At 66.0% G+C, this 17,677-nt stretch carries 14 protein-coding genes; 6 read left to right on the top strand and 8 right to left on the bottom strand.

Translation table 11 applies throughout. From position 1 onward, the window contains the following. The first annotated feature begins 98 nt into the window (after positions 1 to 98). The 3 genes from SD72_RS12935 to SD72_RS12925 all read left to right on the top strand — a co-directional run bounded on the left by SD72_RS12935 (position 99) and on the right by SD72_RS12925 (position 5,650). On the top strand, positions 99 to 1,448 hold the full coding sequence (locus tag SD72_RS12935; RefSeq protein ID WP_042544873.1) for a uracil-xanthine permease family protein: 1,350 nt from the start codon (positions 99 to 101) through the stop codon (positions 1,446 to 1,448). A gap of 234 nt (positions 1,449 to 1,682) precedes the next feature. Further along, positions 1,683 to 5,345: an ATPase AAA gene (locus SD72_RS12930; protein WP_042544893.1), complete on the top strand. Its 3,663-nt coding sequence runs from the start codon at positions 1,683 to 1,685 to the stop codon at positions 5,343 to 5,345. 98 nt (positions 5,346 to 5,443) lie between these two features. Further along, a complete protein-coding gene (locus SD72_RS12925; RefSeq protein ID WP_157000580.1) occupies positions 5,444 to 5,650 on the top strand; it encodes a hypothetical protein in 207 nt (68 codons plus the stop codon). Between the two features lie 24 nt (positions 5,651 to 5,674). On the opposite strand, the gene SD72_RS17475 is transcribed toward SD72_RS12925, so the two are convergent. Both SD72_RS17475 and SD72_RS12920 read right to left on the bottom strand, forming a co-directional pair. Further along, a complete protein-coding gene (locus SD72_RS17475; RefSeq protein ID WP_084767200.1) occupies positions 5,675 to 5,932 on the bottom strand; it encodes an FmdB family zinc ribbon protein in 258 nt (85 codons plus the stop codon). 11 nt (positions 5,933 to 5,943) lie between these two features. Next, on the bottom strand, positions 5,944 to 6,543 hold the full coding sequence (locus tag SD72_RS12920; RefSeq protein WP_052492679.1) for a 5-formyltetrahydrofolate cyclo-ligase: 600 nt from the start codon (positions 6,541 to 6,543) through the stop codon (positions 5,944 to 5,946). A gap of 94 nt (positions 6,544 to 6,637) precedes the next feature. Here SD72_RS12920 and SD72_RS12915 point away from each other — a divergent pair, with 94 nt between their 5' ends. From SD72_RS12915 to SD72_RS17060, 3 genes are all read left to right on the top strand, one after another. Next, positions 6,638 to 7,543: a UTP--glucose-1-phosphate uridylyltransferase gene (locus SD72_RS12915; RefSeq protein ID WP_042544871.1), complete on the top strand. Its 906-nt coding sequence runs from the start codon at positions 6,638 to 6,640 to the stop codon at positions 7,541 to 7,543. Positions 7,544 to 7,567: 24 nt separating this feature from the next. Then, positions 7,568 to 8,200, top strand: a complete 633-nt coding sequence (locus SD72_RS12910; protein WP_042544870.1) for a GNAT family N-acetyltransferase — start codon at positions 7,568 to 7,570, stop codon at positions 8,198 to 8,200. Between the two features lie 108 nt (positions 8,201 to 8,308). After that, positions 8,309 to 9,367: a hypothetical protein gene (locus SD72_RS17060; RefSeq protein ID WP_052492678.1), complete on the top strand. Its 1,059-nt coding sequence runs from the start codon at positions 8,309 to 8,311 to the stop codon at positions 9,365 to 9,367. Positions 9,368 to 9,622: 255 nt separating this feature from the next. On the opposite strand, the gene SD72_RS12900 is transcribed toward SD72_RS17060, so the two are convergent. From SD72_RS12900 to SD72_RS12875, 6 genes are all read right to left on the bottom strand, one after another. Next, positions 9,623 to 11,269 (bottom strand): sensor histidine kinase, encoded by a 1,647-nt coding sequence (locus SD72_RS12900; RefSeq protein WP_157000579.1) that lies wholly within the window; start codon positions 11,267 to 11,269, stop codon positions 9,623 to 9,625. After that, positions 11,269 to 11,970, bottom strand: coding sequence for a response regulator transcription factor (locus SD72_RS12895; RefSeq protein WP_042544869.1), 702 nt, complete (start codon positions 11,968 to 11,970; stop codon positions 11,269 to 11,271). Before SD72_RS12895 ends, SD72_RS12900 begins: the two co-directional genes overlap by 1 nt. A gap of 59 nt (positions 11,971 to 12,029) precedes the next feature. Then, positions 12,030 to 13,679 (bottom strand): DNA repair helicase XPB, encoded by a 1,650-nt coding sequence (locus SD72_RS12890; protein ID WP_042544868.1) that lies wholly within the window; start codon positions 13,677 to 13,679, stop codon positions 12,030 to 12,032. Between the two features lie 83 nt (positions 13,680 to 13,762). After that, positions 13,763 to 15,463 (bottom strand): sunset domain-containing protein, encoded by a 1,701-nt coding sequence (locus SD72_RS17055; RefSeq protein WP_052492677.1) that lies wholly within the window; start codon positions 15,461 to 15,463, stop codon positions 13,763 to 13,765. Between the two features lie 86 nt (positions 15,464 to 15,549). Next, positions 15,550 to 17,349, bottom strand: coding sequence for a helicase-associated domain-containing protein (locus SD72_RS12880; RefSeq protein ID WP_042544867.1), 1,800 nt, complete (start codon positions 17,347 to 17,349; stop codon positions 15,550 to 15,552). A 12-nt stretch (positions 17,350 to 17,361) separates the two neighbouring features. Further along, complete coding sequence (locus SD72_RS12875; protein WP_042544866.1) at positions 17,362 to 17,628, bottom strand: hypothetical protein; 267 nt, start codon at positions 17,626 to 17,628, stop codon at positions 17,362 to 17,364. Positions 17,629 to 17,677 lie beyond the last annotated feature (49 nt).

Genomic DNA, 17,677 nt, shown 5'->3' with positions numbered 1-17,677 from the left:
GCGATCCTGAGTGTTCGCTGTATGATTGACGTTTGGTTGCGTGCCTGTGGGGGTGGACGCGCGGCACGTTGAGTCCGCACGCCCCCGAAGGAGCCCCAATGGCCCTGCCCTGGAAGCTACACGGCGACGGAAAAACCGTCGGCCAAGATGCGATCGTTCTCCCCGAGGAGCGCCTGAGCTGGGGCCGCACCATCGGCTTTGGAACGCAGCACGTCGTCGCCATGTTTGGCGCAACGTTCCTGGTTCCGCTCATCACCGGCTTCCCTCCAACCGCGACGCTGTTCTTCTCCGGCCTCGGCACGATGCTGTTCCTGCTCATGACGGGCAACCGCCTGCCGAGCTACCTCGGATCCTCCTTCGCGTTCCTCGCGCCCATCGCGGTGGCAACGGCCGGGTTTGACTACGGCGACGTCGCCGGTCTCGCTCGCGCCTCGTTCGCGATTATCGCGATGGGTGTGCTGGTCGCGCTCGTCGGCATTGCGGTGCAGCGCTTCGGCACCGGTTGGGTGAACGCGCTCATGCCGCCCGTTGTGATGGGTGCCGTTGTTGCGCTCATCGGTTTCAACCTCGCGCCGGCCGTGAAGAACAACTGGTTTGGTAACCCTGCATCGAACCCAGACGTGAACCAGGGCCTGCACTCGACCGCAGCGCTCATCACGATCGCCTCCATTATTCTCATCACGGTGCTGTTCCGGGGCCTCATTGGGCGGCTGTCGATCGTGCTCGGCATGGTCGTCGGGTACATCGCGGCCTCGTTCATGGGCATCGTAGATTTCGCGTCGGTGCAGAGCGCGGCGTGGATCGGCTTCCCAGAGTTCCACCTCCCAGCTATCCCATTCGCTGACCCCTCACTGTGGGGATTGCTGCCGGCGTTCCTTCCGGTTGTGCTCGTGCTCATTGCGGAGAACGTCGGCCACGTGAAGAGCGTCGGCCTGATGATCGAGCGCGACCTCGACCCGGTGACGGGCAGGGCGTTGCTCGCTGACGGCGTCGCAACGGTTCTCGCCGGTTTCGGCGGCGGATCGGCGACCACGACGTATGGCGAGAACATCGGCGTGATGGCGGCGACGCGCGTGTACTCGACGGCGGCGTACTGGGTTGCGGGCATCATCGCGATGCTGCTGAGCTTCTCACCGAAGGTCGGCGCGCTCATCTTCTCGGTTCCGGCCGGTGTGCTCGGCGGTGTGACCGTGGCGTTGTACGGCCTCATCGGCCTCATTGGTGTGAAGATCTGGATCGACAACAAGGTCGATTTCTCGAAGCCAATCAACCAGTTCACCGCGGCAATCGCGCTCATCGTCGGTATCGCTGATTTCAGCATGCAGCTCGGCAACGTGATGTTTAACGGCATCGCGCTCGGCACGCTCGCAGCTGTTGGTGTTTACCACGTGATGCGCGCGGTCACCAAGGCGCGAGGTACAGCGGTAGACACCGCGATCATCCGGTAGCGCGAGCCGGTTGCCCCCTGACTTCGCCGCTCGCGCAGCCGCGAGCGGCGAAGTCACAGGAACGACGCGCGGAGAAACACCGCGATAATGCGCCGTATTCCCGTGCGCACACCTTAGGGTGGCGGTGTGTGGAGTGTGGAACGACGCAGGCGACCCGATCCAAAGGGCGGCGCCGCAGATGCACCGGATGTCGCTGAGGCGGGGCCGGTGAACAGTCACGCGCTTGGAGGAGGGATCGGGGTGGACCATCTTGATCAGGAACTCGGTGGGCCCGTAGCCGTAGTGAACCCGTTCGCTGAGGAGCAGGCAGAGTGGCTCCGCCAGCTCGGGGCGATCGGCGGACGTAACCCGCTGCTGCACTTCGAGGATCACCCGGCGAACCGGATTGAGCTTTCCTCAACGCACCCCGGTGGGCTGCCACAGTTCATCTCGGGTAACAAAATCTTGCTGTCTGCGCTCATCCGCGATGATCTTGCGCTCAGGCACGCCCGCGCCGCCGCTGCCCGCGTCACCGACAAGGCCGTCGAGATGCGCACGATGCGCGGCCTCGAGACCGTGAACCTCGCCGTTGGCCTCGCGAAGTGGAGCTTCGAGGGAACCGAGTTCACGGCTCCCGTCCTGCTGCGACCGCTCGCGATACGCCGCTACGGCCGCGACTTCGAGCTGAAGCTCAAGAATTTCCCCGTCGTGAACTCGGAGCTCATCCGTGCGCTCCGCGACCAGTTCGGGATCACGATCGACGCCCGCTCGCTCATCGAGCTCTCGCAGGCTGAGGGCGTGTTCAAACCGCAGCCCGTCATCGACCGGCTCCGCCAGATGGTTGCGGGCGTTCCCGAGTTCGTTGTGCAGCCGAGGCTTGTCGTCTCCTCGTTCCACAACATCTCGCAGGGCATGCGCGCCGACGCGGTGCGGCTTGATACCCCGATCTTGCAGGCGATCTGCGGGAGCGAACCCGCGAAGCGGACGCTGTCCGAGAACTACCACCCGGTGAACCCGGTGTCGCCCGATGTTGCAGCGCCCGAGACGGACAGGTGCCTCTACGACTCCGATCCGGAGCAGGACGATGTGCTCGCGCAGATCGACGCCGGGCAGTCGATCGTCGTTCGGCAGCTGCCAGGGACCGGGGGCACCCAGACCGTCGTGAACGCCATCGGCAACCTCGTGCGCGATGGCAAGCATGTGATGGTCGTCACGCCGCGGCGATCCACCATCGACGGGATTACGCACCGACTGACGCGGGCCGGCCTGCCCGGTCTCGCCGTGACGCCGCGGCGGTTGCGGCGCAACCTCGTCGAGTCGATCAGCCGGAATGAGAACGCAACGGCAGAGCAGATGCGCGATGTCGATGAGGCGCTTGTGCGGCTTCGTGGCGTGCTCCTCGACTACCGGGACGCGCTCTCGACCCCGGACGAGCGCTTCTCGGTGACACCGCTGCACGCGCTGCGAAAGCTCACGAATCTCTCGCTCGGCGAGAACCCGCCGACCACCACGGTTCGCCTCGACGACCAGGCGCTCGGTCAGCTCACGATCGATCGCTCCTCGGTCGCGGACGACCTCACGGAGGTCGCACGGCTCGGGCAGTTCCAGTACGGCCCTGATGATTCTCCCTGGTACGGCGTCGACTTCTCCTCGACGGAGGAGGCGCGCGCTGCCTACGGCATCGCGGTCGATCTCGCTGAGTCGCAGCTTCCCCGCCTGATTTCGATGGCGAATGAGGTCGTCGAGCAGACGTCGATGCGCCCGTATGAGTCGGTTTCAGAGCTCGGGGTGTACCTGCGGCTCCTCATGGGGGTGCGTGACACGCTCGACCGGTTCACGCCCGAGGTCTACGATCGCTCGCTCGCCGAGGTGATTGCGGCCCACGCTCCCCGCGGGAGCGACGAGGATATGTCTGCCGCAAACAAGCGGCGACTGCGCAAGCTCGCGCAGGAGTACGTGCGGCCAGGCGTGAGCATCACCGACATGTATTCGCGCCTGGTGCAGATCCAGCAGCAGCGTGTGCTGTGGCAGCGCTACACAACCGTCGTCGGGGCTCGCCCCGAGGTGCCGCTCGGCATTGCCGACGTGGTGGTCGCGTTCCAGTCGGCGTATCAAGACCTCGACAAGCTCGACGCCGTCTTGGGTACGACGGTGGAGCCGGATCGGCTGAAGAATCTCGAACTGCACGACCTCGCCGCACGCGTCTCTGAGCTCGCGAAAGAGTCCGAGGTGCTGCAGAACATTCAGGAGCGCACGACGATCGTCGAGCGGCTCCGCAGCGCGAGGCTTGGGCCGCTCCTTGACGACCTGTCCGCGAGGCACGTGCCTGCAGAAGCCGTCGCCGCGGAGCTCGAGCTCGCGTGGTGGCAGTCGGTGCTTGAGCGCATGTTGCAGACGAACCCTGCGCTGCTGAGCGCGAACACCGGCGTGATCGAGCGGCTCGAGGCGGACTTCCGCCTCGTGGACGATGCTCATGCCGGCGCCAACGGCACCCTGCTCGCATCGAAGCTCGCGGACGCCTGGCGGGTCGCGGTGCTCGACAACAAGCAGGAGGCGCTCGCGCTGCGCGGGTTGCTGCGGAGCGGGTACGCCTCGATCGCCGCGCTCGCGCAGGACTCTCCGGTGCTGTTTTCGACCCTTGCGCCCGTGCTCGCGATGTCGCCCTACGAGGTGTCGCAGCTCCCGGAAACGGCGCGATTCGACACCGTGCTGCTGATCGATGCTGGCGCAACGACGCTCGCAGAGAATCTTGGCGCGATCCGCCGTGCGGATCAGGTTGTCGTGTTCGGTGATGACACCACCCAGACGCCTAGTCCGTTTGAGATTGGGGTGCACAGCCCCTCCGAGGACGAGCCAGCAACCCCCAAGAGCCAGCGCTCGGCGCTCGGCGAGCTGGCGGAGGTGCTCCCGACGCTGAAGCTCACCCGCAGCTATCGCGCGGGTGGTGAGGATCTCACGAGCCTCGTGAACACCCGCTTCTACGGTGGCGAGATCAAGTCGTTGCCGTGGGCTGGGAGCTTCCTTGGCCACTCGAGCCTGACCTACGACTTTGTTCCCGCTGGCCAGGGGCTGCCCGACCAGCAGACGGGCGCGGTTGAGAGCACCGAGGCCGAGGTTGATCGGGTCGTTCAGATGGTGCTGCAGCACGCTGACGAACGGCCGAATGAGTCCCTCATGGTGATCACGGCGAGCGAGAAGCACGCTGTGCGGGTGTACCGCGAGGTATTGCAGGCGTTCTCGAAGTTCCCGCAATACCGCGAGTTCTTGCTCGGCGAGCGCGCGGAGCCGTTTGCCGTGTTGACGCTCGAGCAGGCGACTGCGCAGAGCCGCGACCGAGTGATCTTCTCCATCGGCTACGGCCGCACCCCGCATGGTCGGGTGCTGTCAAACTTTGGGGCGCTCGGTCGTCCAGGCGGGGAGCACCTGCTCGCCATCGCCATGACGCGCGCACGCAGGGCCATGACGATTGTCAGTTGCTTCAAGCCTGAGGATCTCGACTCTTCGAGGCTCAAGCACGGCGTTGTTGAACTCGCTGAGCTGCTCGCGTTCGAGCACCCCGAGCCAGAACCCGTTAGCCTGCCGTCCGAGACGGACCCGCTTGTGCGCGAGTTTGCGGATCGGCTTGAGGCGTACGGGGTGCGGGTCGTGCTCGACTACCGCGGCGCGATCCCCATCGCTGCCTCGCACGGCGACCGTGCAATCGCGATCGACATTGACCTGGGAACCGCAAGCTCGGGAGATGGCGGCGCGAGCCTACGCGAGGCGCTGCGCCTGCGCCCGGCCGTGCTGCGCAGGCTCGGGTGGCACTACCACCGAGTCCAGAGCTTCGATCTCTTCGCAGATCCCGAGGGTGTTGCCGGTCGGATCGCGCGGGTGCTCGGCGCCAGCGCTCAGGCGAGCGACGCCGCCTTCCAGTAGCCCGCCGGCGTGGAACGTGGAATGAGTGGTGTGCGGTGAGCGACTTGGGGCCTGAGGGCGTCAGAAAACCTGGCGCGACAGGCGACGCGCCTGCGCGCGTGTCAACGCGAAAGGTTGCAGGGTCGCGCCGCGCACAGCGGCCTGCCCCTGCTGGCGTCGATCCCACCCCCGGTGATCACTCGCTCGCGTCGCGCGCGACCGAAGACAAACCCGAGGGCTGGGGAGAGACCCCCGCTCGCAGGCCGGCGGGAACCGGTGAGAACGACGAGCGTCTGAAGGTCGACAAACCGCCGCACTGGGGCTGAGCCAGGCCGCGCTGGCGTCGCCCGTCAGTCGCCGCTGGATCCCGAAGCGCCTGAGGACCCTGAGGATCCTGAGGACCCCGAAGACCCCGAGGAACCACTCGAGTCCGAGCGGGAATCGGTGCGGTAGAAGCCCGACCCGTTGAAGGTCACGCCGAGCGAACCAAAGACCTTGCGCAGGTCACCGCCGCACTCGGGGCACTCGGTGAGCGTCGAGTCGGTGAAGGACTGATAAATGTCAAAGCTGTGACCACAGTCGGCGCAGCGGTAAGCATAAGTTGGCACAATGGATGAGCCTACCCGAAGCGGTGAATACTTTCCTCGGTGACGGCTCCGTCGACGGGGATATCGTGCGGTTCCTGCGGCAGTCGGTCCATGAGCTCGTCTGACCACACCACCGCGAAAACCTGTGGGGGAGCGTCATGCAGCTCGGCGCGCAACCTCGCCAGCTCCCGGTCAAAGTAGCCCCTGCCCCACCCGAGGCGCGTGCCAGTCTGGTCGACCGCGGCCGCGGGGACGAGCAGCAGATCGACCCGCTCACTCGCGTCCATCGGGGTCGCAGGCCCAACGGGCTCCGGAATGCTGAACGCCCCAACGGCGAGCCCCGACTCCTCGTGTACGGACCATTCGAGTGAGCCGCCGGGACGCACGCGCGGGAGGAGGACCTCCACGCCGTGCGCGCGAGCCCATGCCAAATAGCCCGTCGTCTCCGGCTCCCCACGAACGCTCACGAAGCAGGCGACGCGGCCAGCGCCGAGCTGCTCAGTGAGGGAAGCGAGTTGCGCAGTGAAGCTCGCCTGTTGGCCGCTGCGCACGGAATCGTCGTCGCCCGCCGCCGACAGCCTCGCGTCGCGTCGCGTCCTGACAAGCGCCCGCAAGCGTTGCTTTTCATCCATGCACCCACCATAACTTCTTGCCTGCGGTGCGGCGTTGGGAAGCCCCGTCGGCCAGGTGACAGCGCAGTACGCCCCTCCGGGATAGGCTTGGCCTATGACTGAAACCCGACCGAACGTCGTGAAGGCGGTAATCCCGGCCGCAGGCCTTGGCACCCGCTTCCTCCCCGCGACAAAGGCAATGCCCAAGGAGATGCTGCCGATCGTCGACAAGCCGGCGATCCAGTACGTTGTCGAGGAGGCCGCAAGTGCGGGCCTCAACGATGTGCTCATCATCACGGGACGCAACAAAGACAACCTCGTCAACCATTTCGACGGTGTGCCAGAGCTCGAGTACACGCTGCAGAACAAGGGTGACGATAACAAGCTGGGCAAGGTCCTCGAAGCGAGTGAGCTTGCCGAGGTGCACTTCCTGCGTCAGGGCCAGCCCCTTGGCCTCGGCCACGCCGTCGGCCGCGCGCGCATGCACGTTGGCAACGAGTCGTTCGCCGTGCTCCTCGGAGACGACCTCATCGATGCCCGCGACACGCTCCTCGACCGCATGGTCGAGGTGCACAACGTCCGCGAGGTAACTGTCGTTGCTCTCATGGAGGTGCCAGCCGAGTCGATCCACCTCTACGGCTGCGCCGAGGTCGAAGCGACTGACGACGACGACGTTGTGCGGATCACCGCGCTCGTCGAGAAGCCGAGCCGCGAAGAGGCCCCGTCGAATCTCGCCGTGATTGGGCGCTACGTGCTCCGGCCCGAGATCTTTGACATCATTGACGACCTTGAGCCCGGCCGCGGCGGCGAGTACCAGCTCACCGACGCGCTCAACGTGCTCGCTGCTGGGGAGGGCGACGCGCCGGTGTACGGCGTCGTCTTCAAGGGGCGCCGCTACGACACCGGCGACCGCGCCGACTGGATCAAGGCGAACGTGCTCCTCGGTGTCGACCACGCAGAGCTCGGCGACGAGATCCGTGACTGGGTCATCGGGTTCGCCGACAAGCTCCGCGCAGAGTAGTACGGCACGAGGGCAGAACCGAGGATGCTGGGCGGCGACGGAGCAGAGCTCCCGAGTGCACTGAGCGCGGGGCGGGTTGGCATTCGGCTGATCCGCCGCCGCGACGCCCGCGTGCTCGAACAGCTGCTGCGCAGTAATCGTGCCTGGTTGAGCCCGTGGGAGGCCACCTACCCGGGAAACCCGGGCCCAACCCCAGGGGACGTGTCACTGAAGCCGGCGATCAAGCGCATGCGGCAGCAGTTCTCCGAGGGGAGGGGCGTGCCGTTCGTCGTGACCTACGACGGTGACGTGGTTGGCCAGCTCAGCGCCTCGGATATCTCGCGCGGTGCGCTCTGGTCAGCGAGCGTTGGGTACTGGATCGATGGCGCCCACGCCGGGAAGAACATCACCCCAACTGCGGTTGCGCTCGCCATTGATTACCTGTTCGTGAGCGTGGGGCTGAACCGGGTCGAGATCTGTATCAGGCCCGAGAACAGCGCCTCGCTGCGGGTCGTGGAAAAGCTTGGCCTGCGATATGAGGGGCGCAGGCTTCGCTACATCCACATTGACGGCGCGTGGCGCGACCATGACAGTTTCGCTGTCACTCGCGAGGAGGCGCCCGGATCGATGCTTGCCAGGCTCGAGACCCGCGCCCCAACCGAGCCAGGTCGCCCATAGCCGGTCGAGCCGGATACCGCCCGTGTGCTGGGGGTGCAGGCCTGAGAACCCTCGTGTTTGCGGCGCGCCGGTAGGCAAGCCTGCTGCGACGATGGCTACAGTTGCCACATGGGTACCGGAGGGCTTGGCGGCGGGGTGATGTTCATCGTCATCGCGCTCCTGTGGGGTGCCGTGCTCATCCCCGCCTGGTTTCGCCGGCGAGAGTTCAACGCCGCCGAGCGCAACGCGCTCAGGCTCCAACGCACTCTGCGCGTGCTCGCTGAGACCGCCGAGGTACCGCAGGAGGTCCGCGTCGAGGCGACGGCCCGCGAGGCGCTCGCCCACGAACGACTCCTCCGCAGCGCACAACGACGGCAGGAAGCCGAGCGCGAGGCAGAACTCGCGAACGCGCGGGCTGAACAGGTGCGTGCTGAGATCCGAGCGCAGCAGATGCAGAGAAAGCAGGTAGCGATGAACCGGGCAGCGAAGCTTCGGAAGCCGATCGTGCGACGGGCGCGTTCGTTCGCCGCGCTGCTCGGGCTGCTCGGGCTTGTCGGTTCGCTCGTCGGCCTCGGCATGCTCATCGCCGGGATCGGGCCCGCTGTGCTGCTCGGTTCGCTGCTCGCGTTCACGGTCGGTCTCGGCACACTGGTTGTCATTGCCCCCGGCCGAGCAAAGCTTGCGCCGATCGCGGCCGAGCAGGCAGTGGCGCGCGCCGTCGCTGACCCGGCTGCCTTCGACGAGGTTGTCGCGACCGGGGAGACACAGGATTCGAGCGCAGCTCACGCAGCCGCGCAGCGCGCCGCCGCTGACCGGATTGAGCGGGCGCGAACGATGGCGCGGGCACGCCAGGCGCGCGCGTATGCCCCGCGCGAGAATCAGGCCGACTCGATGTTGCTGCGTGAGGTACGCGAACAGGTTGCACGCGATCGCAGTGCAGCTGCAGGCGCTGCAGGCGCTGCAGCCGCGGCGCGGCCCGAAGCCGCCCCGGTCAGTGAGCGCGCCGCGACTGCTCCGCAGGCCCCGGCCGCCCAAGCTGCTTCCCGCCCAAGTGGGAATGGCGCGAACGCTGCCGCTGCGTCAGCTCGGCCCGGATCGCGCCTGAGTGAGCTTGGCGTTGTCGGCGACACCAGCGAGGGAATGCCAAACCTCGACCAGGTGCTTCGCCGCCGCCGCAACGCAGGATAGGTTCGAACGCCGGGCAGCGCGAAGCTCCCCAGCGACACGCCTGGGCCTCGTGAGCTGCGCAGCCGCCAACTGGAGTGCTGTGGACTAGCACGCGTGCTGTGGCGCCCTTAGGGGTGCGCTGTGGTGCCTGCAGGAGTGCGAGCAGGGGCCGCGCTGAAGCCGCGTTCGGCGCCTCTGAGGAGTGCCGCTAGGCCCTGATGGCCCTCTTGCGCGCATTCCCCCGGGACGGAGTAGCGAATGGGCGCTACGTGCGGCTCAGGAGTCTGCGGGCTGGGGCGCCTGCTCAGCGTCGTCTGCGCCTGGTTCCGGATCGCGCGGGGCTGCTGGCAGGTCTACCCTGAACGTTGCTCCGCCACCCGGTGTTTCGTGCACCGTCACCGTGCCGCGGTGGGCTTCGACGATCGAGCGTACGATTGCAAGGCCAAGCCCAGAACCCCCGGTCTCACGGTTGCGAGAACTGTCAGCCCGCCAGAACCGCCCGAAGATCTTCTCGCGGATCTGTTCGGGGATGCCCTCCCCGTGGTCGACGATCTCAAAGCGCGTCATGCCCTTCGGGTCGACGCGAATCACGCCGGTGCTGCCGGTCATCGGGGCAGACCCGCTGCTCCGCTTGCCGCTGCCAGCAACGGGAAGCTGTTCGACGGCGGCGACTGCCGCGTCGTCGATGGGCTGGGGGAGCGCCGTCACGACAATCTCGATAGGGCTGCCCTCAGGCGTATGCTGCTTCGCGTTGCCGATGAGGTTCGTGATGAGCTGGCGGATCTTGTTCTCGTCGCCGAATGCCTTCGGGTCGCTTGGCGCCTCGACGACGGAGATCTCACGGTCGGGCGCGCCTGCGCGAGCGTCGAGCGCTGCGTCGCGTGCGAGCTGGTTCAGGGACAGCTTCGCGAGCTGGAGTGGGCGTCGCTCGTCGAGTCGCGCGAGTGCGAGCAGATCCTCCACGAGGGAGGTCATGCGGATCGCTTCCTTCTCGATGCGTTCCATCGCCTGTCCGACCTGCTCGGGCGTCTGCAGCGCACCCATGCGATACAGCTCCGCGTAGCCGCGAACGGAGACGAGCGGCGTGCGCAGCTCGTGGCTCGCGTCACCGACGAAACGGCGCATGCGTTCGATAGTGCGCTCCCGCTCTTCGAGGGAACCGTCGAGCCGGTCGAGCATCACGTTCAGCGAATCGCCGAGGTGGCCGACCTCGGTGTGTGGGCTCGCGACAATGATTCGCTTGGAGAAGTCGCCGCGGGAGATTTCGAGCGCGGTCTGTTCGACCTCTGCGAGCGGGAGCAGGGTGGTCGTGATGAGGATGCGTGTGAGCGCTGCGCCGAGCAGGATCACTGCGATACCGAAGCCGGTGAAGACGATGATGTATTGCGCGACGTGCTGGTTGATCGTGGTTGTTGAGTCCGCGATGAGCAGCGTCCCAGACGCTTGGTGCTCCACACCGTCGACGTAGAGCAGCGTGGTTACCCCGCGCCAGTGCGTCCCGTCAGCACTGGACATCTCGATCGGGGCGACGCTCTCGCCCTCGCGAGCAGCGGCGAACTTGAGGGAGATCCCGTAGTTGGCGACGTCGGGCAGCGTTGCGGCTCGACGATCCCGCGAGTTGTCGAAGAGCACACTGCCATCCGGCGCGAGAAACGCGACGTAGTAGCGCGGGTTTGCTGTGAAGACGTCGTCAGCTGACAACCGCTCCGGGTCGGTTCCCGGCGCGAAAACATTCGTCGGGTTGTTGCGGATTTGTGCAAGCTCCGCGCTCTGCTGATTGATGAGGATGGGGCGGAGCACCGAGAAGGTGCCCACCCCCGCGACGATAAGACCGAGAAACAGGATGAACACCGTGACGATGGTGATCTTGGTGCGGAGTGAGACGTCCGCCCAATGGGTCCCGAAGTCGCGCAGCTGAGTCACTAGATGGAGTCTGCTTTCAGCATGTATCCGAATCCGCGCTTCGTCTGGATGAGCGACTCATCGGTCAACGGATCGAGCTTGCGGCGGAGGTAGGAGATGTAGGACTCGACGATGCCCGCATCGCCGTTGAAGTCGTATTCCCAGACGTGGTCGAGGATCTGCGCCTTCGAGAGCACCCGGTTGGCGTTCTGCATGAGGTACCGCAGCAGCTTGAACTCGGTGGGGGAGAGCTCGACCGAGGTGCCCGAAACGCTCACCTCGTGCGTGTCCTGGTCGAGGCTGATGGGCCCGACCTCGAGCATGGTCTCCTCGTCCTCCTGAATGGTGCGACGGAGTACGGCGTTGATGCGAGCGATGATCTCGTCGAGGCTGAACGGCTTGGTGACGTAGTCGTCCCCGCCGACGTTGAGACCCTCAACCTTGTCCTCGGTGTCATCTTTCGCGGTGAGGAAGATGATGGGGGCGGTGTACCCGGCAGAGCGCAGCCGCTTGGTTACGCTGAAGCCGTTCATGTCGGGGAGCATGACGTCGAGGATGATGAGGTCTGGCTCTTCCTCGAGTACCGCCGAGATGGTCTGCGCGCCGTTTCCCACGGAGCGCACACCGAAGCCGGCGAAGCGGAGGCTTGTGCTCAGTAGTTCGCGAATGTTCGGCTCGTCATCGACGATGAGGATCCTGGGGCCTTTTCGTTCAATGTTCATGTTCTCAGTCTCTGATGATTTGCTATGAACTTGCTGGAAGTTTGCGCTTCGGGGGATCGCTACTGCCGTACGGCGGCGAGATCCTCGGCGTCAAGGATCGTGTACGCGTAACCCTGCTCTGCGAGGAACCGCTGGCGGTTCTGCGCGAAGTCCTGATCCACCGTATCGCGGGCAATGAGCGTGTAGAACGACGCCTTCACATCGCTCTGTTTCGGCCGAAGCAGCCGGCCAAGGCGCTGCGCCTCTTCCTGCCGTGAGCCGAAGGAACCGGAGATCTGGATCGCGACCGACGCGTCGGGCAGATCCACCGAGAAGTTCGCCACCTTCGACACCACGAGGATGCGCTCCTCGCCGGAACGGAAGGCATTGAACAACTGCTCGCGCTCATCGACCGGGGTCTGACCGGTGATGAGCGGCACCCCAAGCGATTCGGCCATCGACTCGAGCTGGTCGATGTACTGCCCAATCACGAGCACACTCTCGCCGGGGTGGCGTTCGATGATGTCGCGGGCGATGCGCTCCTTCTGCGCGGTCGACGCGGCGAGCCGGTATCGATCCTGATCCTCAGCGATCGCATACTCGAGACGCTCGCTCTCGGGCAGATCGATGCGGATCTCGAAGCACTCGGCGGGGGCGATGAACCCCTGTGCCTCAATGTCTTTCCAAGCCGCGTCGTAGCGCTTCGGGCCGATGAGGCTGAACACGTCACCCTCGCGGCCATCCTCGCGCACGAGCGTCGCGGTGAGGCCGAGTCGGCGGCGGGCCTGCAGGTCCGCGGTCAGCTTGAACACGGGTGCGGGGAGCAGGTGAACCTCGTCGTAGACGATGACGCCCCAGTCCTGCGCGTCGAGGAGCGAGAGGTGCGCGTACTCGCCCTTCCTCCGGCTCGTGAGGATCTGGTAGGTGGCGATCGTTACCGGGCCAACCTCCTTGACCTGACCGGAGTACTCACCGATCTCGTCCTCCGTGAGGTTGGTGCGCCGCAAGAGCTCGTCGCGCCACTGACGCGCGGATACCGCGTTCGTCACGAGGATGAGCGTCTTCGCCCCGACCGCAGCCATCGCCGCAGCGCCCACGAGTGTCTTGCCAGCGCCGCAGGGAAGCACAACGACTCCCGATCCGCCCCGCTGGAACGCCTCTACGGCCTTTGCCTGGTAGTCGCGCAGCTCCCAGCCGCTCTCGTCGAGCGAGATATCGTAGGGTTCGCCAGGGCGGTACCCTGCGAGGTCCTCGGCCGGCCAACCGCGCGCGACGAGCTGCTGCTTGAGTTCCCCGCGCGCCCAAGGCTCGACCATGATCGTAACGTCGTCGATCTTGGCGCCGAGCAGTGGGGCAACCTTCTTCGCAGAGGAAACCTCGCGAAGCGTTGGTGCGTCGTCTGATCGCAACAGCAACTGGCCCTCATCGTCGCGCACGATCGTGAGCCTGCCGTATCGCCGCATCGTGTCGCCGATTTCCGAGGCGACACCACTCGGGACGGGGAACTTCGCGTACTTATTCAGGGTGCCGAGAATTTCCTCAGCCGAGTGCCCTGCCGCCCGCGCGTTCCACAGACCAAGCCGCGTGACGCGGTACGTGTGGATGTGCTCCGGGGCGCGCTCGAGCTCCGCGAACACCGCGAGCTCGTGGCGAGCGTCTTCAGCGTCGGGGTGCGCAACTTCGAGAAGCACCGTGTGATCGCTCTGAACGATGAGTGGGCCGAGAGTCATAACTAGCCAGTTTACTCCGAGTCCCTGCGGACTGGGGGTACGCGTTCAGCGAATGACCTGAAATCGAGGATTCGCCGTGCTCACTATCGCTTCGATGCGCGATAACCGGCCCGTTGCGCGGCCGCGGCGCTTGAGAAGCAGTCCTCTGGCTTTGTCTTCGTATAGGACGCGCCGCCCTTAACGTGATAGATCATCGAGCTCGCGTTGCCCTTGATGGGTGCCCAGGCAGGGCAATCCCACGCGGAGACGGGCCGCGTGCGGGCCGGATAACTCACCTTCTTGGTTGCCGCTGATGTCTGGGCTGCGGATGTGTACCCTGACCGAGAGCCGGTCACCCGCACCGAGATGGTCTTGCCAGCATCGCTCCCCGTGAGCGTGTACGCGCTTCCGGTTGCGCCCTTGATCGCTGCGCCGTTGCGAAGCCACTGCGTAGCGAGCTTCGCGCCCGAGGTCCATGTTCCTCGCTGGACGGTGACTCGAGATCCGACCTGAGCCGTCCCAGCGATCTTTGGTTTCGACGTTTGCAGCACCCGGGGAACGCTCTTGGCCGCTGACACCTTGGCGGTGGTGAGGTAACCGGACTTCTTTCCCGTGACGCGGACGGTGATCTTCGCACCGCCGTCCGCAGCAGTCAGCGTGTATGCCGACTTTGTCGCACCCTTGATGGGCGCCCCGTTGCGTAGCCACTGGAATGACAGCGCAACCGGCGCTGGCTTCCACGTTCCTGCGCGTGCGGTGAGGCGCTTTCCGACTGCGACGCTGCCCGAAATCGTTGGTGCCGGGGCTCCTGTGAGCGTGCGGAGCACGGTCGCTGTCTGGGCTGATGTCTGGGATGTGGTCGTATATCCGGAGAGGCTGCCGGATACGCGCACCGAGATCCGCTTGCCGACGTCGGCGGCACTCAACCGGTATGTCGAGCCGGTCGCCTTCGAGATGCTCGCGCCGTTTCGCAGCCACTGGTATGCGAGCTTCGCGGGCTTCGGGCCCCAGGTTCCTGGCTTGGCGGTGAGGGTGTACCCCACTGCAGCCGTTCCCGTGACGCTTGGCTTCGACGTCGTAAGGGCGCCGGCGGATACCGCGCGAGTCGCGGCGGAGGTTTCGACGGCCGGCTCGTAGCCGGCTTGGCGCGCGCGAACAGCTACGCTGAGCTGCTTGCCGAGGTCGGGAGCGGTGACCGTATACGTCGCCGCGGTCGCGCCGGCAATGGCGGAGCCGTTGCGTAGCCACTGGTAGCTGAGGGTGGCGTCTTCCGGCGCGGGCGACACGAGCTCCGCCGTCACTGCTTTCCCAACGATCGTGCTGCCGGATACCCGAACCGCCCCGAGCGAAATCAAGCCGGGCCGCACGATCACGGAAGCGGAGAGCGCGTCGCGCGAAGCCCCGCTCGGTGACGTCGCCGTAACGACGACGCTGAGCGCCGTCCCCTCGTCTGCTGCGCGCGGAATGAAACGAGGGTCGGTCGCGCCAGGAACGGCCACGCCGTCAACCTGCCACTGGAATGCAAAGCTCAGATCGTCGCGCCCCCAGTCGCCCGGGTGAACGTCTACTGGTGTTCCCACGGTCGCGCCTGCGCCAAGAATCTGGGGATCCTCGGCCGGTGCTGATAGTTCCTCTGGGTCCTCGGCGTCAGCAGGGGGAACCGGGGCGCCGGGTTCGTCGAGCGACGGGACTGGCAGCCTAGGGTCGGACGCAACGGCATACGCTGGCTCGGCGGGAAGCGGAGCAGCTACTGCACCGAGACAGACAAGAGCGCAGGCGACAAGAGCCCCGACACATTTCAGCATTGAAACTCCTCAAGCGTTACATAGACTTTGTCAGTGTAGTCGCTGCGGGAGCCACGCTGAATACGCGGTCGCCAAAGATTTGTGCGTCAGCGTATCTGCGTGATCTCCGTGATCGCCTCGAGTGGGAGTGTGCGCTCTACGCCTGCGGCCTCGTCGAGCGCGCGCATCCTGCCGGCGGCGAGCGAGACAGGGACAATCGTGAAGCTGCGCACCACGCCACGCATCTCGACAGTCACCTGGAGCCTGGTGCGATCCCTGATCGCGAGCGTGACCTGGCGGCTGATGTCCGTCGGCCCCTCGTCTCCCGATTCAAGGACGCGTTCGATCAGCGCCTCCGCGGCTGAAGCGGCCCGTGTCGCAGGCGTCTGCGCCTCGGCATCCGGCGCAGATTCGCGCGCTGGGACCCCACGCGAATCAGTCGGCGTCAGCAGGCCTCCGCCACCCCTGGCGGGGTAGCGCGCGTCGAGAAGGGCAGCGAGCACATGATCCGCCCGCAGCTTCGAGAGCAGGGGGCGCGTTGCCCGTGCGATCTCGTCGAACGCAGGCGGCTCCTGCAACTGCAGGTGGGCGAGGCGCCGATCCACGAGCACGGTGGCACGGAGCTCTGGCCGCGCGAACTCCACGCGGGTGCGACCCGCCTCCCCAAAATGGGGTGAAACGATGATGCTGCCGGCGCGCTCACTGAGCGTCGTGATGAGGTAGTCAACCGGCTGCGGGATCCCGGTGAGCGCGAGCCCGTCGACAAGGCCGCGAATCTCATCGCCGCTCAGCCCGCGGTGGAACGCCTCAGACAGTGTGGCCTCGGAGATGCGCAGCGTCGAGGCGACGCCGAGCTGCTCGGGGAGCGCAATCGCGGCCAGTGCAGCCTCGTCGCGCGCGGAAAGCGGGCCGGGAACGACCACGGAGAGGTCCGGCTGAATGTATATTCCCGTAGCCGTATCTGGCAGGTCGAGTTCCGTGCTGACGGGGTTGCCGCTGAGGGCGCCCTCGAGCACGGCGACCCCGGCCGGGCTGAACTGTCCAGCTACGGTGATACCGAGCCGTTCCCAGAGCAGCGCAGCGCGCTCGATGCTCGCGAACGTCGGTTCTGTCGCGAGCGGGTAGTGGCGCGGAAACGCTTCGACGACCACCGTGATCGAAGATCCCTGCTCGGCGGCGCTCAGGTGACCGAGGAGCTGCCTTGGCATGAGTCCGATGGCAGAACTGGCCAAGATGTTCCAACGCTCGGCGCTCTCCGCAGCAAGCCATGCCGCGCCGCGGGAGACGCACCAGCCCCCCTCGGGCACGGCGAGTTCAGCGGCGCGCAAGAGTTCGACGACCTCGTCAGCGTCGGGGATCGATAGCCGATCTTCGACGGTGCGCAACCATGCCGAAGCGACGTCACCGTTGCGGTTGAGCTTCGCTGGGGATCGCTCGAGGTCGCGGAGCACCCATGCGGCCTGGCCGGTCGCGGTGAGCGCAGCCGCAAACCACGCCGAGGTGTCAGCCGGCTCGGCGACAGCCGGTTCAGCATGTTCGGGGGTCTCGCGGATATCTGCGAGGGTGAGCCCGCGCGTTCGCAGGAGCGCCTCGAGCGCATGCGACACCTCGTGGAGTTCGGTGTCGTTGCCGCCGACAAGGCCCAGCCCGCGGAGGCGAACGAGCGCGCTGGTCCGCTCGGCGTCCGACAGCTCTGGCGCCCCCTCCGGCGCAAGTAGCAGGAGATCCTCCCGCGTGAGCAACGTCAGCGCCTGCGTGATCGAGTCAGGTTTGAGTAGCTCAGTGGCGAGATCTAGGGAGTCTTTAACGGAAGTTGGTGCCGCGATGCGGCGTGAGCGCACCAGCCCGGACAGCCCCTCCCGGTCGAGCGAAGCGATCAGAGAAGACAGTGCGAGCGTGCCACTCATGGCGAGGCCGCGCTACTTTTTCCCGAGACGGACAGCGCGACTGCGTCGGCGCTGGGCGACCACCAAGAGCACAACCAACAACACGAACCCGACGGGGAGCGCGAGCAGAGAAATTCCGTACACGACGGGCCACAGCCCCTCAGCGACGGCCTGCCTGTCGTTCATGCCAACGATGAGCGTCGCGAAAAACGAGCCGAGTGCGATAACAATAATCGTGACCGTCGCGTAGGCGAGGATTCGCTCAAACAGCGACGGGGTGCTGATATCTTCGGTGCTCATTCCACCGAGTTTAGCGCGAGCATATGTGCGGCGGGGCTGGGCGCCGGTT

Source organism: Leucobacter komagatae (assembly GCF_000834055.1).
Taxonomy (GTDB): domain Bacteria; phylum Actinomycetota; class Actinomycetes; order Actinomycetales; family Microbacteriaceae; genus Leucobacter; species Leucobacter komagatae_A.
The sequence above is the reverse complement of the archived record's forward strand: the minus strand, read 5'-3'. Positions and strand labels throughout refer to the sequence as shown.

Coding starts and splice junctions, on each gene's coding strand:
- SD72_RS12920 (WP_052492679.1), bottom strand. CDS start 6,543: ATGGATGAAAAGCAACGCTTGCGGGCGCTTGTCAGGACGCGACGCGAC.
- SD72_RS17060 (WP_052492678.1), top strand. CDS start 8,309: ATGGGTACCGGAGGGCTTGGCGGCGGGGTGATGTTCATCGTCATCGCG.
- SD72_RS12935 (WP_042544873.1), top strand. CDS start 99: ATGGCCCTGCCCTGGAAGCTACACGGCGACGGAAAAACCGTCGGCCAA.
- SD72_RS12895 (WP_042544869.1), bottom strand. CDS start 11,970: ATGAACATTGAACGAAAAGGCCCCAGGATCCTCATCGTCGATGACGAG.
- SD72_RS12890 (WP_042544868.1), bottom strand. CDS start 13,679: ATGACTCTCGGCCCACTCATCGTTCAGAGCGATCACACGGTGCTTCTC.
- SD72_RS12880 (WP_042544867.1), bottom strand. CDS start 17,349: ATGAGTGGCACGCTCGCACTGTCTTCTCTGATCGCTTCGCTCGACCGG.
- SD72_RS12910 (WP_042544870.1), top strand. CDS start 7,568: ATGCTGGGCGGCGACGGAGCAGAGCTCCCGAGTGCACTGAGCGCGGGG.
- SD72_RS12875 (WP_042544866.1), bottom strand. CDS start 17,628: ATGAGCACCGAAGATATCAGCACCCCGTCGCTGTTTGAGCGAATCCTC.
- SD72_RS17055 (WP_052492677.1), bottom strand. CDS start 15,463: ATGCTGAAATGTGTCGGGGCTCTTGTCGCCTGCGCTCTTGTCTGTCTC.
- SD72_RS12915 (WP_042544871.1), top strand. CDS start 6,638: ATGACTGAAACCCGACCGAACGTCGTGAAGGCGGTAATCCCGGCCGCA.